The sequence below is a fragment of the Halalkalicoccus jeotgali B3 genome (assembly GCF_000196895.1).
Lineage (GTDB): Archaea > Halobacteriota > Halobacteria > Halobacteriales > Halalkalicoccaceae > Halalkalicoccus > Halalkalicoccus jeotgali.
In genome coordinates, this window is sequence record NC_014297.1 from 2,747,264 (window position 1) to 2,762,762 (window position 15,499).

Sequence of the window (15,499 nt, forward strand, 5' to 3'; positions counted from 1 at the left end):
CGCCCGGTAGGCTTTTGCGAGGAGCCCGCGAACCGCCGGCCATGAAACTGCTGTTGGGCATCGGCGGGAGCGACGACTCTTGGCACGCGCTCACACAGACCGCAGAGCGCGCCGCCGAGGCGGGGGACTCGCTGACGGTCGCGATCCTCGAGAACCCCGACTCGGAGATGGCTCCCGAGGCCATCGAGGGGAAAGTCGAGGAGACGCTCGACGAATACGACCTCGAGGCCGAGGTGCGCCACGTCGAGGGCGACCCCGGCGCGATGCTCGTCGAGATCGGCGACGGTGAGGGCTACGATCAGATCGTGCTCGGCGGCGGGCAGCGAAGCCCGATGGGGAAGATCCGGGTCGGGCAGGTCGCGGAGTTCGTCGTGTTGAACGCCGAAACCAGCGTCACCCTCGTGAGATAGATGGCCGAGTACGACTACCCCGAGGAGGCCGCCGGCCCGTTCGAGGCACCCCCAATCGAGTTCGAGGACCGGGAGGGGCGCTCGATAGAGATCCGCGTCTACGACGAGGGGCGGGACTTCGATGCGCTGTGTGAGATGTACGATACCTTCGACCCCGCCGACCGGGCACAGGGGATCCCGCCGGCCCGCGAGGAGCGGGTCCGAAGCTGGCTCGACGTGATCCTCGGGGAAGGACAGGACGTCGTCGCGGCCCACGGAGAGCGGGTCGTCGGCCACGCCACCCTCGTCCCCGACGGCGACGTGGCGACCGAACTCGCGATCTTCGTCCACCAGGACTACCAGGGCGCGGGCATCGGTTCGCGGCTCATCCGCGCGCTGCTTGGCTACGGCGCTCGGACAGGCATCGAGAAGGTCTGGCTGACCGTCGAGCGCTGGAACCACCCCGCGGTCACCCTCTACGAGTCGGTGGGCTTCGAGTCCAGTAGCGTCGAGAGCTTCGAACTGGAGATGACGCTCCGTCTCGACTAGGTCGAGAGGACCGGCTGGCTCGCATACAGCAGGACGTACTCGGCGGCGCGCTCTAAGACGTCGCCGGGCCCGTCGGTCGAGGGCTCGCGTGGAATGACGAGGAAGTCCGCATCGACCTCTTCGGCGCAGTCGAGGACGGCGCTGCCGGGGTGGCGGGTTTTCTGGGTCCTCGAAAAGCCATAGGCCGACGAGGAGGTCACCTCGACGCCGGTTCCCGCCGCGGTCTCGCTTGCGGCCTCGGCGAAGGCCTCGGCCTCGCTCGCGACGGCCTCGCGGTCGACGGTGTCGGTCTCGATCCCCCTGACGAGTTCCTCCCCGAGCACGTAGACGACGTGGACGGCGGCGTCGTACTTCTCGGCGATTTCGACGGCATACTCGATCGCGGTGACGGACTCGTCGCTACCATCGACCGGGACGAGGACGGTCTCGACGAACAGTGGCTCGCTCATAGCTATCCCTGCGTTACCCCTCCCCAAAAACCCATCTCCCAACGGGTGGTTTTATTCTCGCGGGGGCAGTAGCTCCGCCATGTTCGATAGCGTCGTCATCGCCACTGACGGCTCCGAGAGCGGCAAGCGGGCGGTCAGCGTGGCGCTGGATTTCGCCGCGCGCTTCGGGGCGACCGTCCACGCGCTGTACGTCGTCGACGCCACGGAGGTCGAGGCCTCCCCCGACGGCCTCCGCGAGGACCTCCGGGTGGCCCTCGAACGCGACGGCGAGAGCGCGCTCGAATCCATCAGCGAAGCGGGCGGCGACGTGATCACGAGCGTCCGCGAGGGCCGCCCCGTCGTGGAGATCTGCGCGTACGCCCGCGAGCACGACGTCGACGTCGTCGCCACCGGTACGCGCGGTCGCCACGGCGAGAACCGCCTCCTGCTCGGCAGCGTCGCCGAGGGTGTCGTCCGGACCTGCCCGGTGCCCGTCCTGACGGTCCGCCAGCTCGAAACCGCGGGCGACGGGGCCACGAACGGAGCGAACGCGGTCTGAAGGGGGTGAAACCGGGGACCCTTTGACCCCGCGTGTGTTCGTCCCCGTATGGACGACGCTCTCATCGACGAGTTGCCCCTCGCACGGAAGTCGGTTCTTCCGGGCGCGGGATTCTTCTACCCCGACGAGTTCGAGGAGGCCGCCGAGGACGCCGCCGCCGAGGAGGCTCTCGCCGGCGTCGAAACCGTCGTGATCGCGGATCCCGACGCCGACGGGCTGGCCTGCGTGGCGATCCTCCGTGCGGTCTACGGCGAGGCCGCGTTACTCCCGACCGGTCCCCACGAGATCGAAGACTCCCTACAGCGGGTCGCCGAGTACGGCGAGGACGGACTCCGATTGTTCGTCTGTGATCTGTGTCCCGATAAGTACGAGTACGTCGGGACGGAGCTCGCGGCCGCACTCGAGACCGCAGGCGAGACCCGCTGGTTCGACCACCACCAGTGGGACGCCGAGGTAGCGAAACGCGTCCGGGAGGCCGGTACGGAGCTCGTCGTCGGCGACTCCGACGAGGAGTGTACCGCCGACGTGGCCGTGCGCGCGCTCGAGGCCGAGGTGCCCCGCCATCTGGTCGAACTGGCCGCCGTGACCCGCGATCACGACCTCTGGCTCCGCGAGGACCCACGAAGCGACGATCTGGCGGACTTCTCGTACTGGAGCGAGCCCGAGGACTACGTGGAGATCGTCGCCGAACACGGTCCGGATCTGCCCGAGGAGGTACTGGAGTTCCTCGCCGAGAAGCGCGTCGAAAAGGAGGCCCTGATCGATCTGGCGGTCAAGCGAAGCGAGACCAAGGAGATCGGTCCGTGGACGGTGGGTGTCACCTACGGGCGCTGTTCGCAAAACGAGGTCGCAGAAGCCATGCGCGAGGCGGGCGCGGACGCCTCGGTGATCGTCAAGCCCGCTGGAAGCGCCTCCATCCGGGGTACAGAAGGGTTTGAGCGGTGTCACGAGGTCGCCGGACAGGTCAACGGCGGCGGGCATCCGAAGGCCGCGGGCTGCAAACCCGACATCTACGAGGACATGCTCGATTACGCCCACCACTGGACGACCCGCGGGGCGGTAACCAAACGAGTGATCCTCGATGCCTTCGGGGCGCTCGCCGAGGAAGAAGAACGGGCGGGAGTCGAGGAGGGCCCCGAAGTGGGGACCGACGAAACCGGATCAGCCCTCGAGGAGTGACGCGCCGGTCCCGACGGCGCGCTCGACGGTCGCGGCGTCGAGTGCCGGATACGGGGTCGGCGGGTCCGGGTCCGTCGGTCGCTCGGCGAGCGCACGTTCGTACCACCGGACGTCGTGCCACTCCCCGTCCTTGTGGCCGACGTCGTGATACGTGCCGACCGGTTCGAACCCCATCGACTCGTGGAAGGCGGTGCTCGCGGGGTTCGGCAGGGAGATTCCCGCGTAGGCGTTGAGAAAGCCCTGTTCGCCCGCCAGCGCGAACAGCGCGCCGTAGAGTGCGCGGGCGATCCCGCGGCGGTGGTAGGCGGGATCGACGTAGACCGAGACGTCGATCGACCAGCGGTAGGCCTCGCGCTCGCGGTGGGACGTGGCGTAAGCGTAGCCGATGACGTCCCCGTCGGTACAGACGAGCCACGGGTGGCGCTCGGTCGTCGTGGCGATGCGGGTGCCGACCTCGGTGGCGGTCGGCGGGCGGGTCTCGAAGGAAACGGCAGACTCCTCGACGAACGGGGCGTAGATCCGGCGGATCGCGGGCGCATCGTCCGCGGTCGCAGGCCGAAGCGTCGGCGTCATACGTCCCGCTCACGGCGGACCGCGAAAAATCCCCCCGCTCAGTCCGAGGGCGCTCAGCGTTCGCCGGCGACCCAGCGATCCGAGAAGGCACTCGAACAGCCACACCGGGCGTAGGCGTGGATCACGTCGCCCTCGGCGTAGATGCCCCCGACCTCCTCGTTTCGCTCCTCGGCGAACGCGAAGACGTATCGTACGTCCTCGGCGTCACAGGCCGGACAGATCCCTCCGGCAAGGTCGGCGTCGATATCGCCCTCCTCGTCCATCGCCTCCTTCGCGAAGGCCATCGCGTCCGTGCCCGCGACCGTCGAGAAGGCGTTGCGCCCGCTCTCGCCGGGGACGACCAGCACGATCCCGTCCTCTGTCTCCTCACCGTAGTCGGCGAGTTTGCCCAAGTCGTCGACGACGCGTTCGTCGAGGTAGATGGCCACGTCCTCGGGGCGCTCGCCCGCGAGGAACTCGGCGAGACGGCTCATCGCTCCTCCAGCTCCCGGGCGATGTTCGCGAGGCTCGCTTTGGGTTTCTCGACGGCCTCGTAGACGACCTCCGTACCGGGCTCGCGAAGCCCGTAGGCGAACTCGGGTTCGATCACGTCCACCAACACCGAGCTTCCGACCGGGCGTTCCGCCGCGTCGAGCCACTCGTCGAGACGGTTCGTCCCCGACCCCTCGCGGGCCATATCGGGGGTGTCGTAGGCCCCGCTGAGGTGCGGGCCGTCGGCGAACCCGCCCTCGACGCGCGCGTGGTAGGTCGTCCCATCGATCACCAGCCGGACGACCTCGCCCTCGGGCAGCGAGTCCTCGCGGAGGTCGACCCGTTTCCGGCGCGCGCCGTGGCGCGCGACCGTCGCCCGCAGCGTCTCGACTGCCGGGTTCTCGCTCGAGATTCGATCCATGAAAAGGGGGTTACTCGTCGTCGGCGTCTTCGTCCTCGCCGTCCTCACCGCCCTCTCCCAGTAGCTCCTCGACGCTCTCGTCGCCGTAGGCTGCGATCTTGGCGTTGATCTGGACGACCTCCTCGCTGATCTCGCGACCCCGAACGGTCACGCGCTTTCGCTCGCCGTCGCGCTGGGGGCGATAGCCCGTCCCGCCGGTCAAAAGCACCTGCTTCAGGTTCGGTCCCGCGACATCGTCCCGGAGCGGACGACCCGCCGTATCGGAGCCGCCGGTGAGTTCGAGCGAGTACCCCGAGAGTCCAACGGCGGTCCCGTCGACCTCCTCGCCGAGGTCCCGACCGAGGAACCGGTTCGCGTCCTGTCCGTCCACGTCGCGCTGGTAGGTCGTCCCCGCCTCGGGATCCGAGACGACGACCTTGAAGTCTGCCATGCGCGAAATCAGACGGGCGCGGGTAAAAAGGGTGTTGAACCGGCCTCGTCCCCAGAGAGAAGGTCTCGCGTATCGACGGGCACAAACCGCCCGGTCCCCGAGGAAGAGCAAATGGACATCGAGTTCCTCGGCGGTGCCGGGGAGATCGGCCGCAGTGCGATCCTCCTCGGTGGCGACGACGGAACGCTGTTGCTCGATTTCGGGATGAGCACCGACAACCCCCCGCGCCTGCCGCTTGATTGTGACCCCGACGCGGTCGTCGTCTCCCACGGTCACCTCGACCACGCCGGGGCGCTGCCCGCGTTACTCTCGGGCGATGCGCGCCCGTCGGTCCACTGGACGGCCCCCACCCGGGAGCTCGCGACGACGCTCGCGCGCGATACGCTGAAACTCCACGGAGGGTCCTACCGGTGTCCGTTCACCCGGACGGACCTCGCGCGGCTCACACAGGTTTCGGAGACCCACGAGTACGGCGAGCCATTCTCGGCCGCCGGTTTCGAGGTCACGCTGTTGGCTGCGGGCCACATCCCAGGGAGCGCACACGTCCTGATCGAAGACGGCGACACCCGTCTGCTCTACAGTGGCGACTTCCATACGGACTCACAGCGGCTAGTGTCGAAAACCACCGCACGCCCCGACGCGGACCTCGTGATCTGTGAGAGTACCTACTCGGACGTGACCCACGAGCCCCGCGACGAGGTCGAGCGGCGGTTCGCCGAAAGCGTGCGAACGACCCTCTGGGAGGGCGGGACGGTCGTCGTTCCGGCGTTCGCGATCGGACGCACCCAGGAGATGCTGCTGATCTGTGCGGAGTACGACATCCCCTGTTACGTCGACGGAATGGGCAAGGAGGTGACGCGGATGCTGCGGCGCCACCCGGAGTTCGTCCGCGATCCCGAGGCCTTCGATCGAGCAGTCTCACACGCGCGGTTCGTCACGGGCCAGGACGGGCAGCGAAAACGGATCGCGAGACAGAACGCGGCGATCGTCACCACCAGCGGGATGCTCTCCGGTGGCCCTGCTATGACGTACATTCCCGAGATCCGGGGAAACCCCACCAACAAGGTCGCGATGACGGGCTATCAGGTCGAGGGCACGCCCGGACGCGAGCTACTGGAGACCGGAAGCGCGGAGATAGATGGGAGAGTAATGCCGGTCGCCGCGCGAATCGAGTCGTATGACTTTTCGGCCCACGCCGACCGCGAGGGGGTACTGGAGTTCCTCGCGGCCTACGAGAACACCCCGATACTGGTGAACCACGGCGACAGATGTGGGGCGTTCGCGGCCGAACTCCGCGAGAAGGGCTACGAGGCCAGCGCACCGGAGCGCGGCGAGACGATCACAGTACCGTCGTCCACGCGAGCACGGCGATGAACAGGCCGATCACGAGCGCCGAGAGGACGTCGAGCGCAAAGCCACTCTCCCCGCGAAGGTCCCGCGTCGTGACGGCGAGCGCGAGCAGTCCGCCGACGGTCACCAGCAACACGAGCCCGACGTAGACGTAGTACTGAAGCGCGGCCATGGTCGCGCTAGCGTGACACTTCCACTAAGCGCTTCCGGAGACGAGAACGCAGGACGGCCTCGTGCGTGGTCGACACCGTAATGCGTCCCCGTCGGCAACTCCGAGCCATGCGAATCGAGCTTCGAGTGTGCAGACACTGTTTCGAGGGCGAGCACGGCAACCCCCAGAAGACGGCCGTCACGCGCGATATGGTCGAGTGTGCAAAACAGGTCAGGGAGTACAAGGACCTCATCGGGCTCGAGGGGCTCTACATCACGATGGTCGAGGAGGGCGACACCGGGGGTGCAGAGGCGCTGTCGGTCATCGTCGCGAGCATCGACGGCAATCGGGTGAACCTCGCGGATACCCAGCTCGTGATGGAGGACGCAGAGGGCAACATGCTCGTTTACCCCGAACCGACCGACATCCTCGAGGTACTGACGCGCAATCTCGATCAGATCGACGGCCAGACGAGAAACGACGTGACGGTCGAACTCTCCGAGGAGGCGACGGATCTGGTCGGCTAGGCCGGCTTGCGAACGCGTGGGGAGGGCCTTTACCCGCGCCGTATATAGGAGGGGTATGGAAAACGACCCTGGCGACGGAGACGACCGAATCGATGGGGAGGACGACTGGAGCGAGGATGGAGTCGACGGGGCCGACGACTTCGAGTGGACGCTCGAGGACCTCCCGCTGTCGGGGGATCTCGAGGCGACGCTCGAACGCATCGAGTTCGTCGGCGACCTGCTCGACGAGGCGATCACGATCCCGGGGACGGACTACCGCATCGGGCTCGATCCCCTGCTGGGGATCATCCCCGTGGGCGGTGACGCCGTCGCGACGGTGATCTCGCTGTACATTATCGGGGAGGCCGCCCGCATCGGCGTCTCGAAATCGACGCTCGCGCTCATGATCGGGCTGGTCCTTACGGACGCCGTCATCGGCTCGATCCCGGTGCTCGGAACGCTGTTCGACGCGGTCTGGAAGGCGAACAAGTGGAACGTCTCGCTGCTCAAACGCGAAATCGACGTGTAGGGACGACCGACAATCGGATCGTCGCCGTCGAACGAGACCGTCACGAGTCGCTACCGCGGGTGAGAACGCTCGGTAAGCGACTAAAGCGTTGGACCGCCCCGACAGTGGACGGCTAGTCGTCGGTGCCGCCGTCCGTCGCGGTCGTGGTGCTTCGGTCCTCCTGGCGGCGCTGGCGCATGTAGCGTGCCCGAAGCACGTTACCGTACATCGAGAGGAACAGCCCGATAAAGAGGACGAGGACGCCGATGTTGACGCCGACGGTCCGGAGCAGACTGCCCTCGCCGAACACCAGCGTCTCGCTGATGGGATAGCCCCCGTAGTCCATGCTCGTGATCAGGATGCTGACGACCCCGATGATCGTCAGCACGCCCATCACGTTGGTCACCCAGCCCCAACTGGGCTTCAGTCGGAGGCGTTCGATACCCGTCGCCGAGCCGGCTTCGGCCTCACCGTGGTACTCGGGGGTGTCCGATTTGGGGAGGAACGCCTTCATCTCGACCGGGTAAAAGGCGGGATGAAAGCCGTGTTCGAAGGTGTGAAACATGATCCCCATCACCATGATCACGCCCAACGACCCGTGGAACGCGACGAAGGCGATGACGACCGACTGGGTGTTGTAGAAGTCGATCAGCATCGTCTTCTGCCAGATGAGGAGTCCGGAGATCATCAACAACAGCAACTCGACGGTGAAGATGGCGATGACACCCTTGCCGACGTAAGAGAGCAGCGGGATCTCGTCGGCCGAGTAGCCAGCGAACTGCCGGGCGTTGGGATGGCGTTCCTCGGCCAGTCCGGCGGCGAACTTCAGGTCCTGAACGAACGCGGCGATGTCGCCGGGGGTTGGCAACACCTCGGTGAGGCTGACCGAGCCCCCGGCCCGAAGGACCATGTAGAACACCCAGAAGGCCGTCAGGAAGATCAGCGCGAACCCGGCGATGCGGTGGACCGCAAGCACGCCGGTGTTCCCGCCCATGAGCTCGACGAGCCACCAGAGTTCGGCGTTGAACGCGACGGCATACCCCGTAAAGAACAACAGGAACACCGTCAACGCGAGCAGCGAGTGAAACACCGTCGTCACGCGGGAGAACTTCCCGTGGTCGAGGTTGGTCACTCCTTTTCACCTCCGTCGGTCGCGACGGCGTCGCTCCGACGGGGCGCGTCGGGTGCGCGCATCCGCGCGCCGAGCCGTCGGAAGGCGATCCAGTGGATGAAGATCATCACGAGGATGAACACGCCCATGAGCACGTCCGCGAGGTGGACGAGCGTGATCAACCAGTCGAGGATCGGCTCCGTGTTACCCTGGATCCACCCCGTTCCGACCCCGCCGCCCTCGACGGTCGGGCGCACGCGCTGGAGCGCCTCGAACTGGATCGCCCGGACGCCGACCAGCCAGACCGACCCGACCGCCAGCGCCAGTGCGAGCACGGCGCTGGTCCAGAAGGCGGTCCGATCGGAGAGCCCGCGGTTCCCGCCGTCGGACTCATCGTGACCGTCGGCCGCGTCGTGATTGGGGGCGTCGTCCCCGCCGATCTCGGGGTCCGTGTCGCTCATCGGTCGAACATCTCCGCGTCGTCGCCGAAGATGATCTCCATGGCGGTGTCGTTGAAGAACGCTCCGCTGTCGCGTTTCTCGAGTTCGTCGGCGATCTCGCCCGACGAGCCCACGAGGATGGCGTCGGTCGCACACTCCTCGGCGCAGGCGGGGCCCTTTCCGACGTCCTGGCGCTCCTCACAGCCCGTACACTTGTCCATGGTACCGCCCGAGCCGACGACCGCGGTCAGCCCCTCGTTCGATTCGGGGAACTGGGGGGCTCCGAACGGACACGCCGAGAGGCAGTACTGACAGCCGATACAGAGGTCGTCGACGACCTCGACGAAGCCGTTGTCCTTCTTTTGAAGGGCGTTGGTCGGACAGACCGACACGCAGGGGGCGTTCTCGCAGTGATAACACTGCATCGGGAGGCTCGTCTCGCCGGGGCTCATCCCCTCCTCGATGGCGCTGACCTGCTGGCTGTTGAACCCGCTCTCGCCCTCGACGCCCTCGAGCATCGTCGTGATGTCGATGCGCTGGTCGTCGACCGGGACGTCCCAGGTACGCTTGCAGGCGACCACGCAGCCGCCACAGTCGATACACGCCTCGACGTCGGGGAAGATCCGCATCCCCTCGCCGGTGCTCATGACGCCCTGTCCGAGTCGCTCTTGGGCCGATTCGTTCGCTGACATTCTAGTCGTCCCCCGTCTGTGGTTGCATGCTCTGATTTCTGACGTCCCACTCGTAGGAGTCGCCGATGCCGGCCTCCTCTTGTGGGTAGTCGATGAACTCCATGTTCAGTTCCTCGATGCGCTGTTCGGTCGCCTTCTCGACCCGGACGAGCCCCGCCTTCGTCTCCTGCATCTGCGTTTCGGCGTCGAACCCGCTGGAGGTGATGAAGTTCGCGCTGTCGCCGATCGCGAGCGGCTTCGACCCGTCGGGGTAGTTGTCGCTCATGTTCTGGCCGTGTGCGACCCCGCCCCAGTGGTACGGCAGGAAGATCTCGTTGCCGCCCTGCGGGCGGTAGGTCACCTTCGCCTTGACTAAGATCGAGCCCTTGTCATTGTCCGCGGAGGTGATGATGACGTGGTCCTCGCCGCCGACCAGATCGAGGTCCTCGGCCATGTCGGGATGGATCTCCGCGTACATGTGGGGCTGGAGGTCGGCGGTGTACTGGTTGTTTCGCGTCTCGGCGCCCCCGCCCTGGTGTTCGACCTGTCGCCCCGAGGTGAGGATGACGTCCATCCCCTGATCGTAGGCACGCTGAGTCGCCTCCTGCTGGGTCGTCGCGTTGTTCTGATCGAGCCGGAAGAAGTTGGTCTGTTGGCCGTTTGCGGGCCACTGTTCGGCCAGATCCGGTCGCGGGCTCTGGATCGGCTCGCGGTGTTTCGGGACCGTGTCGATGAAGTTCCAGACGACCGCCCGTGCCCGGCCACGTCCCGTCGGCGGGTCGGGCTGGGGGTTGTCGTACTGCTCGTAGAACGCCAGATCGTGCTGGTGGCCCCGCTGTTCGTTCAGCGCGGCCGCACAGTCGTAGATCGAGACGTCCTCGCGAAGCGCGTACTCCATCGGGATCGTCATCGAGGAGGCCTCTGCCGGGTCCTCGGGAAGCGTCGTCGTAAAGCCCGGATACTGGGGGACCCCGATGACCTCGCCGTCGAACCACTCGGGCTGGTAGGACTCGCGAAGCATGTCCAGTCCCGCCTCGCCCTCCTGCTCGTAGGTCTCGGCGAGCGGGTACTCCTTGTCGACGCCCGTCGCCTCCCACTCCTCGGGCGTCGGGGCGTCGGCGCCCCAGTTCGCGCGGAAGTCGTGACCGCCCTCGGCCGGAGGGAGGTCGTCGCGCCAGATGATCGGCGTCCCGGGGTGGCCCTCGCCCCAGCAGGGCCACGGCAGCCCCCAGAACTCGCCGCTGACCGGCAGACCCTCGCTGTCGGCCCGCAGCGTCTCGGTGCTGAAGGCGTCGTCGTGGTCCTTCTGGCGCTGGAGGCGTTCGGGACTCTGCTGGTAGCCGACCGTCCGAACGCCGAGGTTGATCTCCCGCAGCGCGTCCTCGTAGGTACTCTTGCCGTTGTAGAGTTCGGGGCCGCTCCCCCAGTCGAAGTGCTCGCCGAACCCGAAGCGGTCGGCCAGTTCCTGCATGATCTGCAGGTCGGGTTTGGAGGCGTGGGCCGGCGAGGAGACGGGTTCGCTCCACTGGACCGAGCGATGGGAGTTGGTCACCGAGCGGTGGTGCTCGTACTGGCTGGCCGCCGGGAGCAACAGGACGTTGTCGGCCTCGGCGTCCGCGAGCGTGCCGGCGACCGCGGGGAAGACGTCGACGACCACCAGCAGGTCCAGCGCCTCCATCGCCTTTTTCATCTTGTCCATCTCGGTGATGGAGTTGGCCGAATGCCCCCAGAAGAAAGCCATCTTCAGCGGGTCGGGCTGATAGAGGTTCGATTCGTGGAGGCGGTCCTCCTGTTGGAGCGCGGCCTCGTACCAGCGGGCGACCGACAGGCCGTCCTGGAGCATCATCGTCCGCGGGTCGACCTGTCGCTGGGAGCCATCATCCCCGGAGCCGTCTCCTCCGGAGCCGCCGCCCTCGGTGCTGCCGTCCCCGCCCGATCCCCCTTGGGCGGCGGGATCGCCCGTCTGGGAGTCGGCCTCGGTCGGGGACTGGGAGTTCGGACCCGCGCCGGTGTCCTCGGCCTGGGAGACGTCCTCGGAGGCGTCGCTCCGTTCGGTTTCCGCCGACTGGAGCTCCCCGGCGGCGGGCGGGCCGCCCCCGCCCGCCGAGAGCTGCTGCCAGATATCGTTGGGCATCAGCGCGAAGCGGTCGTGGAGGTCCCAGAAGTCCGTCGAGCCGCTCGTCCACGGGCTCTGATCCCAGACGTTCGTCCAGTGGACCCACGAGCCGGGCGCCGACACGGAGTAGTAGCCCGGCAGGATGGTGCTGTCGACACCCAGGTCGGTCGCGCCCTGGACGTTGGCGTGTCCGCGCATCACCTGCAGGCCGCCGCCACTGCGGGCGGCGCTGCCCGAGGCCAGCGAGTGCAGCGCGTACGACCGGATGTTCTGGGTGCCGTTGTTGTGCTGGGTGCCGCCCATCGCCCACTCGATCTGGATGTTCGGCTTGTTCTCGATGATCAGATCGCCGAGTTCTTCGAGTTGCTCGACGTCGATCCAGGTGATGTCGGCGACCGTCTCGAGGTCGTACTGATCGAGTTCGGCCTCGGCGTCGGGCCAGCCGTTGACCCGCCCCGAGAGCATCTCGTCGTCGAGTTCGCCCTGCTCTCGGAGGTAGTTCATCAGCCCCATCAGCAGGGCCACGTCGGTACCCGGACGCATCCGGTAGTAGTTATCGGCGTGCGAGGAGGTCTTCGTATACCGGGGGTCGATCGAAACGACGGTCCCGTCCCTCGCTTGGCCCTCGAGGATGTGCTGCATTGCGATCGGGTGGGACTCGGCGGGGTTCTGCCCGCAGATGATGAGGAGATCGAAGTTCCGGTAGTCGTTGATCGTGTTGGTCATCGCCCCGTAACCCCACGTGTTCGAGAGGCCAGTGACCGTCGGGGAGTGACAGATCCGCGCCTGGTGGTCGCAGTTGTTCGTCCCCATGAAGGCCGCCAGCTTGCGGAAGGCATAGGCCTCCTCGTTGGCGTAGTGGGCGCTTCCCATCATCATGACGCTCTCGGGAGTGTACTCCTCGACGACCTCGGCGTACTGCTCCTCGATGATGTCGTAGGCCTCGCTCCACGAGATCGTCTCCCACCCGCCGTCGACCCGGTGCATCGGCCGTTTCAACCGACGATCCGAATGTTCGGTCTCGAGGATCCCCGCGCCCTTCGAACAGAGCGAGCCGTTGTTGATCGGGTTCTCGTGCCACGGCTCCATGCCGACGAAGGAGTCGCCGTCCTTGACGCCGCGAAAGCCACAGCCGACTGCACAGTAGTTACAGATCGTCTTGGTCATCTCGCCGTCCGGAGTGGTGCCTTCCCCCTCGTCCTCGCTCTGGGCGAGCGTCTGGCCAGCCGCGCCGCCGCCGAGCGCGACCGCACCCGCGAGCGCGCTCGCTTTGAGGAAGGACCGACGGTCCAGATCGAGCGAAACCGGCTCCGTGCTCATCCGCTGGACTCCCCCCGCCCCCAGCGGTCCGTTGCCCGATGGATCTGATGGACCGTGATATATCTACTCATGCACTATTCGTATCGAACAAACGCTCATTAACGTTGTGCTTTCAGAGGTAAACCCGGCAAGGGCGTCGGGTTCTTCGGGTCGCAAGGCCTTTCCCCGCCCCTCACTACCCATCGTCAATGAAGACCGGTGCGTTCGTCTGCTCGTGTGCGGACACCTGCGAGGTCGACCTCGAAGCCGCCCGCGAGGGGATCGAGGGGGTCGACGTCGCCGCCAGCTCCGAGCTGCTCTGTGGGGACGGCCTGCCCGCGATGGAGCAAGTCATCGAGGAGTACGACCTCGATCAGCTTCTCGTAACCTGTCCCGAACCGGGAGTCCAGAAGAAATTCGGCGGGGTCGCCGAGGACCACGGCCTCCACCCTGAGGCGGTCTCCTTTATCGACCAGCGTGAGGGCGCCGGCTGGGTCCACGCCGAAGCGGAGGCGACCGACAAGACGGCACGGATGATCAACGCCCGTCGGGCCGGCCTCGAGGAGGAGGCCGTCTCCCGAACGGTCTCGCGGGAGACCGGAGACCGGGTGGCGGTCGTCGGCGACCCGACAGCGGCCGCCACGCTCTCGTCGGACGCGGAGGTGACGCTGATCGCGAACGACGAGGAGCTCGCCGGCGTCGACGGCTTAGAGGACGTCACGATCGAGCGCGGGCGAGTGGTCGGTGTCGCCGGCGAGTTCGGCGCGTTCGAGATCGGGCTCGAAACCCGGGTGACCGACGAGTGCATCTCGTGTATGAAGTGCGTCCACGAGGGTCCGGACGGAATGGTTACGCGCCGCCCGGTCGACATCCATCCCGAGGCACCCGATGGGGAATGGACCGACGTCTGTCCGACCGACGCCATCGAGATGGACGGCGTCTCGAAGGAGCTAGAGGTCGATCAGGTAATCCACCCGGGCGGCGACCCCAAGGCCCGGGGCGGACGGATCGGCTACTATACTGATAGTGGGCCGGCGACGATGGCCGCCGTCGAGAGCCTTCTCGGCGGGATTACGAAACCCGACTTTCTGGACTTCGAGATGGACGTCTGTGCCTCGGGCGAATCGAACCAGGAGGGCTGTCGGGCCTGCTACGACGCCTGCCCGCACGACGCGGTCGCCAAGCCCCGGCCCGACGAGGTCGACATCGACCCGGTCGCCTGTCAGAACTGCGGGGCCTGCACCAGTGCCTGCCCGACCGGCGCGGTGAGCCTGCGCGAACCATCGAACGAGCGGATCGCCCGCGAGGTCGAGGCGCTGCTCGGCACCGGCGCCGATCAGGACGGCTGGTTCTCACGAGCGTCGGGCATCGAGACACCGATCGTGGCCTTCGTCTGTGGCGAGCGTGCCGACGACGCCCTCTCCGAGTACGGCAAACGCGCTGCGTCGGGAGGGCGAATCGAATACCCGCCGATCCTCCCCGTCGGCGTGAACTGTGCGGACACCGTGGGCGAATCACACATCACCCACGCGCTGGCCTGTGGCGCGGCGGGCGTCGCGGTGCTCGGATGCGGATGTGACTGTCGCCACTCCGGGCCCGACCCGAAGGAGGAACTCGTCGAGCGGCTCAATCAGGCAACGGCGGACCTCGGGCTGGGCGAGCGCGTGGGCTTCTTCGCGCCCGAAGCGGGTGAACCCGGAGAGTTCGTCGACTCCCTCTCGGAGTTCGAGGAGTCGCTCTCGCCCTCGCCGGTCCCGGAGGGTGAGCACCGCGCCGACGGCACGCTACTGCACAGCGACCACGACAATCCGGAATTCTACAACCACGGCTGGACCCTCGAGAGCGTGCGGGCGATCCTCGAACACGCCGAGCCCGACCGCGAGGTGATCCGCGGGCTCGAGGACTTCGGCCGGATGGAGGTTTCGGATGCCTGCACCCTGACTCCCACGTGCTCGAACCTCTGTCCGACCGACGCGATTCGCCGGACCGAATGGGGCCTGGAGTTCAACCACGAGAAGTGCGTCAACTGCGGGCTCTGCGAGGAGGGCTGTCCCGAGAGCGCGATCACGATGCGCGACGGGTTGGACCTCTCCTTGCTTCCGGAAAACCGCGCTGCTGCCGCGGGAACGGAGAGCGCGGACGGCGACCCCGCCTGGACCCAGACCTTCGAGGGCGAGATGCTCGAATGTGCCCGGTGTGGCGACCCGTTTACGAGCGAGCGCTCGGCCGCGAAGATCGAGGAGGAGGTCGGCGACCTCGTGGCGGGGCTGGCCCCGAGCGCCGAGGAGAGCGTCTTCGAGTACTGTCCGGACTGTCGGGCATACCTGCTCTACGATCGGGGGAACTGA

General features: G+C 67.0%; 18 protein-coding genes. 8 read left to right on the top strand and 10 right to left on the bottom strand.

Annotation, left to right across the window (positions count from 1 at the left end; genetic code table 11):
* Positions 1-41: 41 nt before the first annotated feature.
* Both HACJB3_RS14385 and HACJB3_RS14390 read left to right on the top strand, forming a co-directional pair.
* Positions 42-410, top strand: a complete 369-nt coding sequence (locus HACJB3_RS14385; protein ID WP_008416444.1) for a universal stress protein — start codon at positions 42-44, stop codon at positions 408-410.
* Positions 411-938 (top strand): GNAT family N-acetyltransferase, encoded by a 528-nt coding sequence (locus HACJB3_RS14390; protein ID WP_008416445.1) that lies wholly within the window; start codon positions 411-413, stop codon positions 936-938.
* Here HACJB3_RS14390 and HACJB3_RS14395 read toward each other — a convergent pair.
* The gene (locus tag HACJB3_RS14395) at positions 935-1,387 is read right to left on the bottom strand and encodes a universal stress protein (protein ID WP_008416446.1); all 453 of its coding nucleotides are present in this window, start codon (positions 1,385-1,387) and stop codon (positions 935-937) included. The two genes, HACJB3_RS14390 and HACJB3_RS14395, sit on opposite strands and share 4 nt — an antisense overlap.
* A gap of 79 nt (positions 1,388-1,466) precedes the next feature.
* Between HACJB3_RS14395 and HACJB3_RS14400 the strand changes: the two genes are divergently transcribed.
* Together HACJB3_RS14400 and HACJB3_RS14405 are read left to right on the top strand one after the other, a co-directional pair.
* Positions 1,467-1,925: a universal stress protein gene (locus HACJB3_RS14400; RefSeq protein ID WP_008416447.1), complete on the top strand. Its 459-nt coding sequence runs from the start codon at positions 1,467-1,469 to the stop codon at positions 1,923-1,925.
* Positions 1,926-1,973: 48 nt separating this feature from the next.
* Positions 1,974-3,104, top strand: a complete 1,131-nt coding sequence (locus tag HACJB3_RS14405) for a DHH family phosphoesterase (RefSeq protein WP_008416448.1) — start codon at positions 1,974-1,976, stop codon at positions 3,102-3,104.
* Here HACJB3_RS14405 and HACJB3_RS14410 read toward each other — a convergent pair.
* From HACJB3_RS14410 to HACJB3_RS14425, 4 genes are read right to left on the bottom strand one after another with little or no spacing between them, the layout of a single operon-like run.
* Positions 3,087-3,677: an arsinothricin resistance N-acetyltransferase ArsN1 family B gene (locus tag HACJB3_RS14410; RefSeq protein ID WP_008416449.1), complete on the bottom strand. Its 591-nt coding sequence runs from the start codon at positions 3,675-3,677 to the stop codon at positions 3,087-3,089. The two genes, HACJB3_RS14405 and HACJB3_RS14410, sit on opposite strands and share 18 nt — an antisense overlap.
* A 53-nt stretch (positions 3,678-3,730) precedes the next feature.
* Entirely contained in the window at positions 3,731-4,150 is a 420-nt protein-coding gene (locus HACJB3_RS14415) for a DUF5807 family protein (RefSeq protein WP_008416451.1), read from the bottom strand.
* Positions 4,147-4,569 (bottom strand): DUF7112 family protein, encoded by a 423-nt coding sequence (locus tag HACJB3_RS14420; RefSeq protein WP_008416453.1) that lies wholly within the window; start codon positions 4,567-4,569, stop codon positions 4,147-4,149. Before HACJB3_RS14420 ends, HACJB3_RS14415 begins: the two co-directional genes overlap by 4 nt.
* Before the next feature lie 10 nt (positions 4,570-4,579).
* Positions 4,580-4,999: a 30S ribosomal protein S6e gene (locus HACJB3_RS14425; RefSeq protein ID WP_008416454.1), complete on the bottom strand. Its 420-nt coding sequence runs from the start codon at positions 4,997-4,999 to the stop codon at positions 4,580-4,582.
* A 111-nt stretch (positions 5,000-5,110) separates the two neighbouring features.
* Between HACJB3_RS14425 and HACJB3_RS14430 the strand changes: the two genes are divergently transcribed.
* Positions 5,111-6,373 (top strand): MBL fold metallo-hydrolase, encoded by a 1,263-nt coding sequence (locus HACJB3_RS14430; RefSeq protein ID WP_008416456.1) that lies wholly within the window; start codon positions 5,111-5,113, stop codon positions 6,371-6,373.
* Here HACJB3_RS14430 and HACJB3_RS14435 read toward each other — a convergent pair.
* On the bottom strand, positions 6,339-6,521 hold the full coding sequence (locus tag HACJB3_RS14435) for a hypothetical protein (RefSeq protein WP_008416457.1): 183 nt from the start codon (positions 6,519-6,521) through the stop codon (positions 6,339-6,341). The two genes, HACJB3_RS14430 and HACJB3_RS14435, sit on opposite strands and share 35 nt — an antisense overlap.
* Positions 6,522-6,628: 107 nt before the next feature.
* On the opposite strand from HACJB3_RS14435, the gene HACJB3_RS14440 reads away from it, so the two are divergent.
* The gene (locus HACJB3_RS14440) at positions 6,629-7,027 is read left to right on the top strand and encodes a hypothetical protein (RefSeq protein ID WP_008416459.1); all 399 of its coding nucleotides are present in this window, start codon (positions 6,629-6,631) and stop codon (positions 7,025-7,027) included.
* Positions 7,028-7,082: 55 nt separating this feature from the next.
* Positions 7,083-7,535 (top strand): DUF4112 domain-containing protein, encoded by a 453-nt coding sequence (locus tag HACJB3_RS14445; RefSeq protein ID WP_008416460.1) that lies wholly within the window; start codon positions 7,083-7,085, stop codon positions 7,533-7,535.
* A gap of 112 nt (positions 7,536-7,647) precedes the next feature.
* On the opposite strand, the gene HACJB3_RS14450 is transcribed toward HACJB3_RS14445, so the two are convergent.
* The 4 genes from HACJB3_RS14450 to HACJB3_RS14465 are packed head-to-tail and all read right to left on the bottom strand — an operon-like array spanning position 7,648 to position 13,172.
* Complete coding sequence (locus tag HACJB3_RS14450; RefSeq protein WP_008416461.1) at positions 7,648-8,646, bottom strand: cytochrome b/b6 domain-containing protein; 999 nt, start codon at positions 8,644-8,646, stop codon at positions 7,648-7,650.
* Positions 8,643-9,086, bottom strand: a complete 444-nt coding sequence (locus HACJB3_RS14455) for a hypothetical protein (RefSeq protein ID WP_008416462.1) — start codon at positions 9,084-9,086, stop codon at positions 8,643-8,645. Before HACJB3_RS14455 ends, HACJB3_RS14450 begins: the two co-directional genes overlap by 4 nt.
* Positions 9,083-9,757 carry a 4Fe-4S dicluster domain-containing protein gene (locus HACJB3_RS14460; protein ID WP_008416463.1) on the bottom strand — a complete coding sequence of 225 codons (675 nt, stop codon included), beginning with the start codon at positions 9,755-9,757 and terminating at the stop codon, positions 9,083-9,085. The genes HACJB3_RS14455 and HACJB3_RS14460 overlap by 4 nt, the downstream gene beginning before the upstream one ends.
* 1 nt (position 9,758) lies before the next feature.
* The gene (locus HACJB3_RS14465; protein ID WP_008416464.1) at positions 9,759-13,172 is read right to left on the bottom strand and encodes a molybdopterin-dependent oxidoreductase; all 3,414 of its coding nucleotides are present in this window, start codon (positions 13,170-13,172) and stop codon (positions 9,759-9,761) included.
* A gap of 188 nt (positions 13,173-13,360) precedes the next feature.
* Between HACJB3_RS14465 and HACJB3_RS14470 the strand changes: the two genes are divergently transcribed.
* Positions 13,361-15,499 carry a 4Fe-4S binding protein gene (locus HACJB3_RS14470; protein WP_008416465.1) on the top strand — a complete coding sequence of 713 codons (2,139 nt, stop codon included), beginning with the start codon at positions 13,361-13,363 and terminating at the stop codon, positions 15,497-15,499.

Bases quoted from the DNA above. Each gene is read 5' to 3' on its own strand.
- HACJB3_RS14385 (WP_008416444.1), top strand. From the start codon at position 42: ATGAAACTGCTGTTGGGCATCGGCGGGAGCGACGACTCTTGGCACGCG.
- HACJB3_RS14390 (WP_008416445.1), top strand. From the start codon at position 411: ATGGCCGAGTACGACTACCCCGAGGAGGCCGCCGGCCCGTTCGAGGCA.
- HACJB3_RS14395 (WP_008416446.1), bottom strand. From the start codon at position 1,387: ATGAGCGAGCCACTGTTCGTCGAGACCGTCCTCGTCCCGGTCGATGGT.
- HACJB3_RS14400 (WP_008416447.1), top strand. From the start codon at position 1,467: ATGTTCGATAGCGTCGTCATCGCCACTGACGGCTCCGAGAGCGGCAAG.
- HACJB3_RS14405 (WP_008416448.1), top strand. From the start codon at position 1,974: ATGGACGACGCTCTCATCGACGAGTTGCCCCTCGCACGGAAGTCGGTT.
- HACJB3_RS14410 (WP_008416449.1), bottom strand. From the start codon at position 3,677: ATGACGCCGACGCTTCGGCCTGCGACCGCGGACGATGCGCCCGCGATC.
- HACJB3_RS14415 (WP_008416451.1), bottom strand. From the start codon at position 4,150: ATGAGCCGTCTCGCCGAGTTCCTCGCGGGCGAGCGCCCCGAGGACGTG.
- HACJB3_RS14420 (WP_008416453.1), bottom strand. From the start codon at position 4,569: ATGGATCGAATCTCGAGCGAGAACCCGGCAGTCGAGACGCTGCGGGCG.
- HACJB3_RS14425 (WP_008416454.1), bottom strand. From the start codon at position 4,999: ATGGCAGACTTCAAGGTCGTCGTCTCGGATCCCGAGGCGGGGACGACC.
- HACJB3_RS14430 (WP_008416456.1), top strand. From the start codon at position 5,111: ATGGACATCGAGTTCCTCGGCGGTGCCGGGGAGATCGGCCGCAGTGCG.
- HACJB3_RS14435 (WP_008416457.1), bottom strand. From the start codon at position 6,521: ATGGCCGCGCTTCAGTACTACGTCTACGTCGGGCTCGTGTTGCTGGTG.
- HACJB3_RS14440 (WP_008416459.1), top strand. From the start codon at position 6,629: ATGCGAATCGAGCTTCGAGTGTGCAGACACTGTTTCGAGGGCGAGCAC.
- HACJB3_RS14445 (WP_008416460.1), top strand. From the start codon at position 7,083: ATGGAAAACGACCCTGGCGACGGAGACGACCGAATCGATGGGGAGGAC.
- HACJB3_RS14455 (WP_008416462.1), bottom strand. From the start codon at position 9,086: ATGAGCGACACGGACCCCGAGATCGGCGGGGACGACGCCCCCAATCAC.
- HACJB3_RS14460 (WP_008416463.1), bottom strand. From the start codon at position 9,757: ATGTCAGCGAACGAATCGGCCCAAGAGCGACTCGGACAGGGCGTCATG.
- HACJB3_RS14465 (WP_008416464.1), bottom strand. From the start codon at position 13,172: ATGAGCACGGAGCCGGTTTCGCTCGATCTGGACCGTCGGTCCTTCCTC.
- HACJB3_RS14470 (WP_008416465.1), top strand. From the start codon at position 13,361: ATGAAGACCGGTGCGTTCGTCTGCTCGTGTGCGGACACCTGCGAGGTC.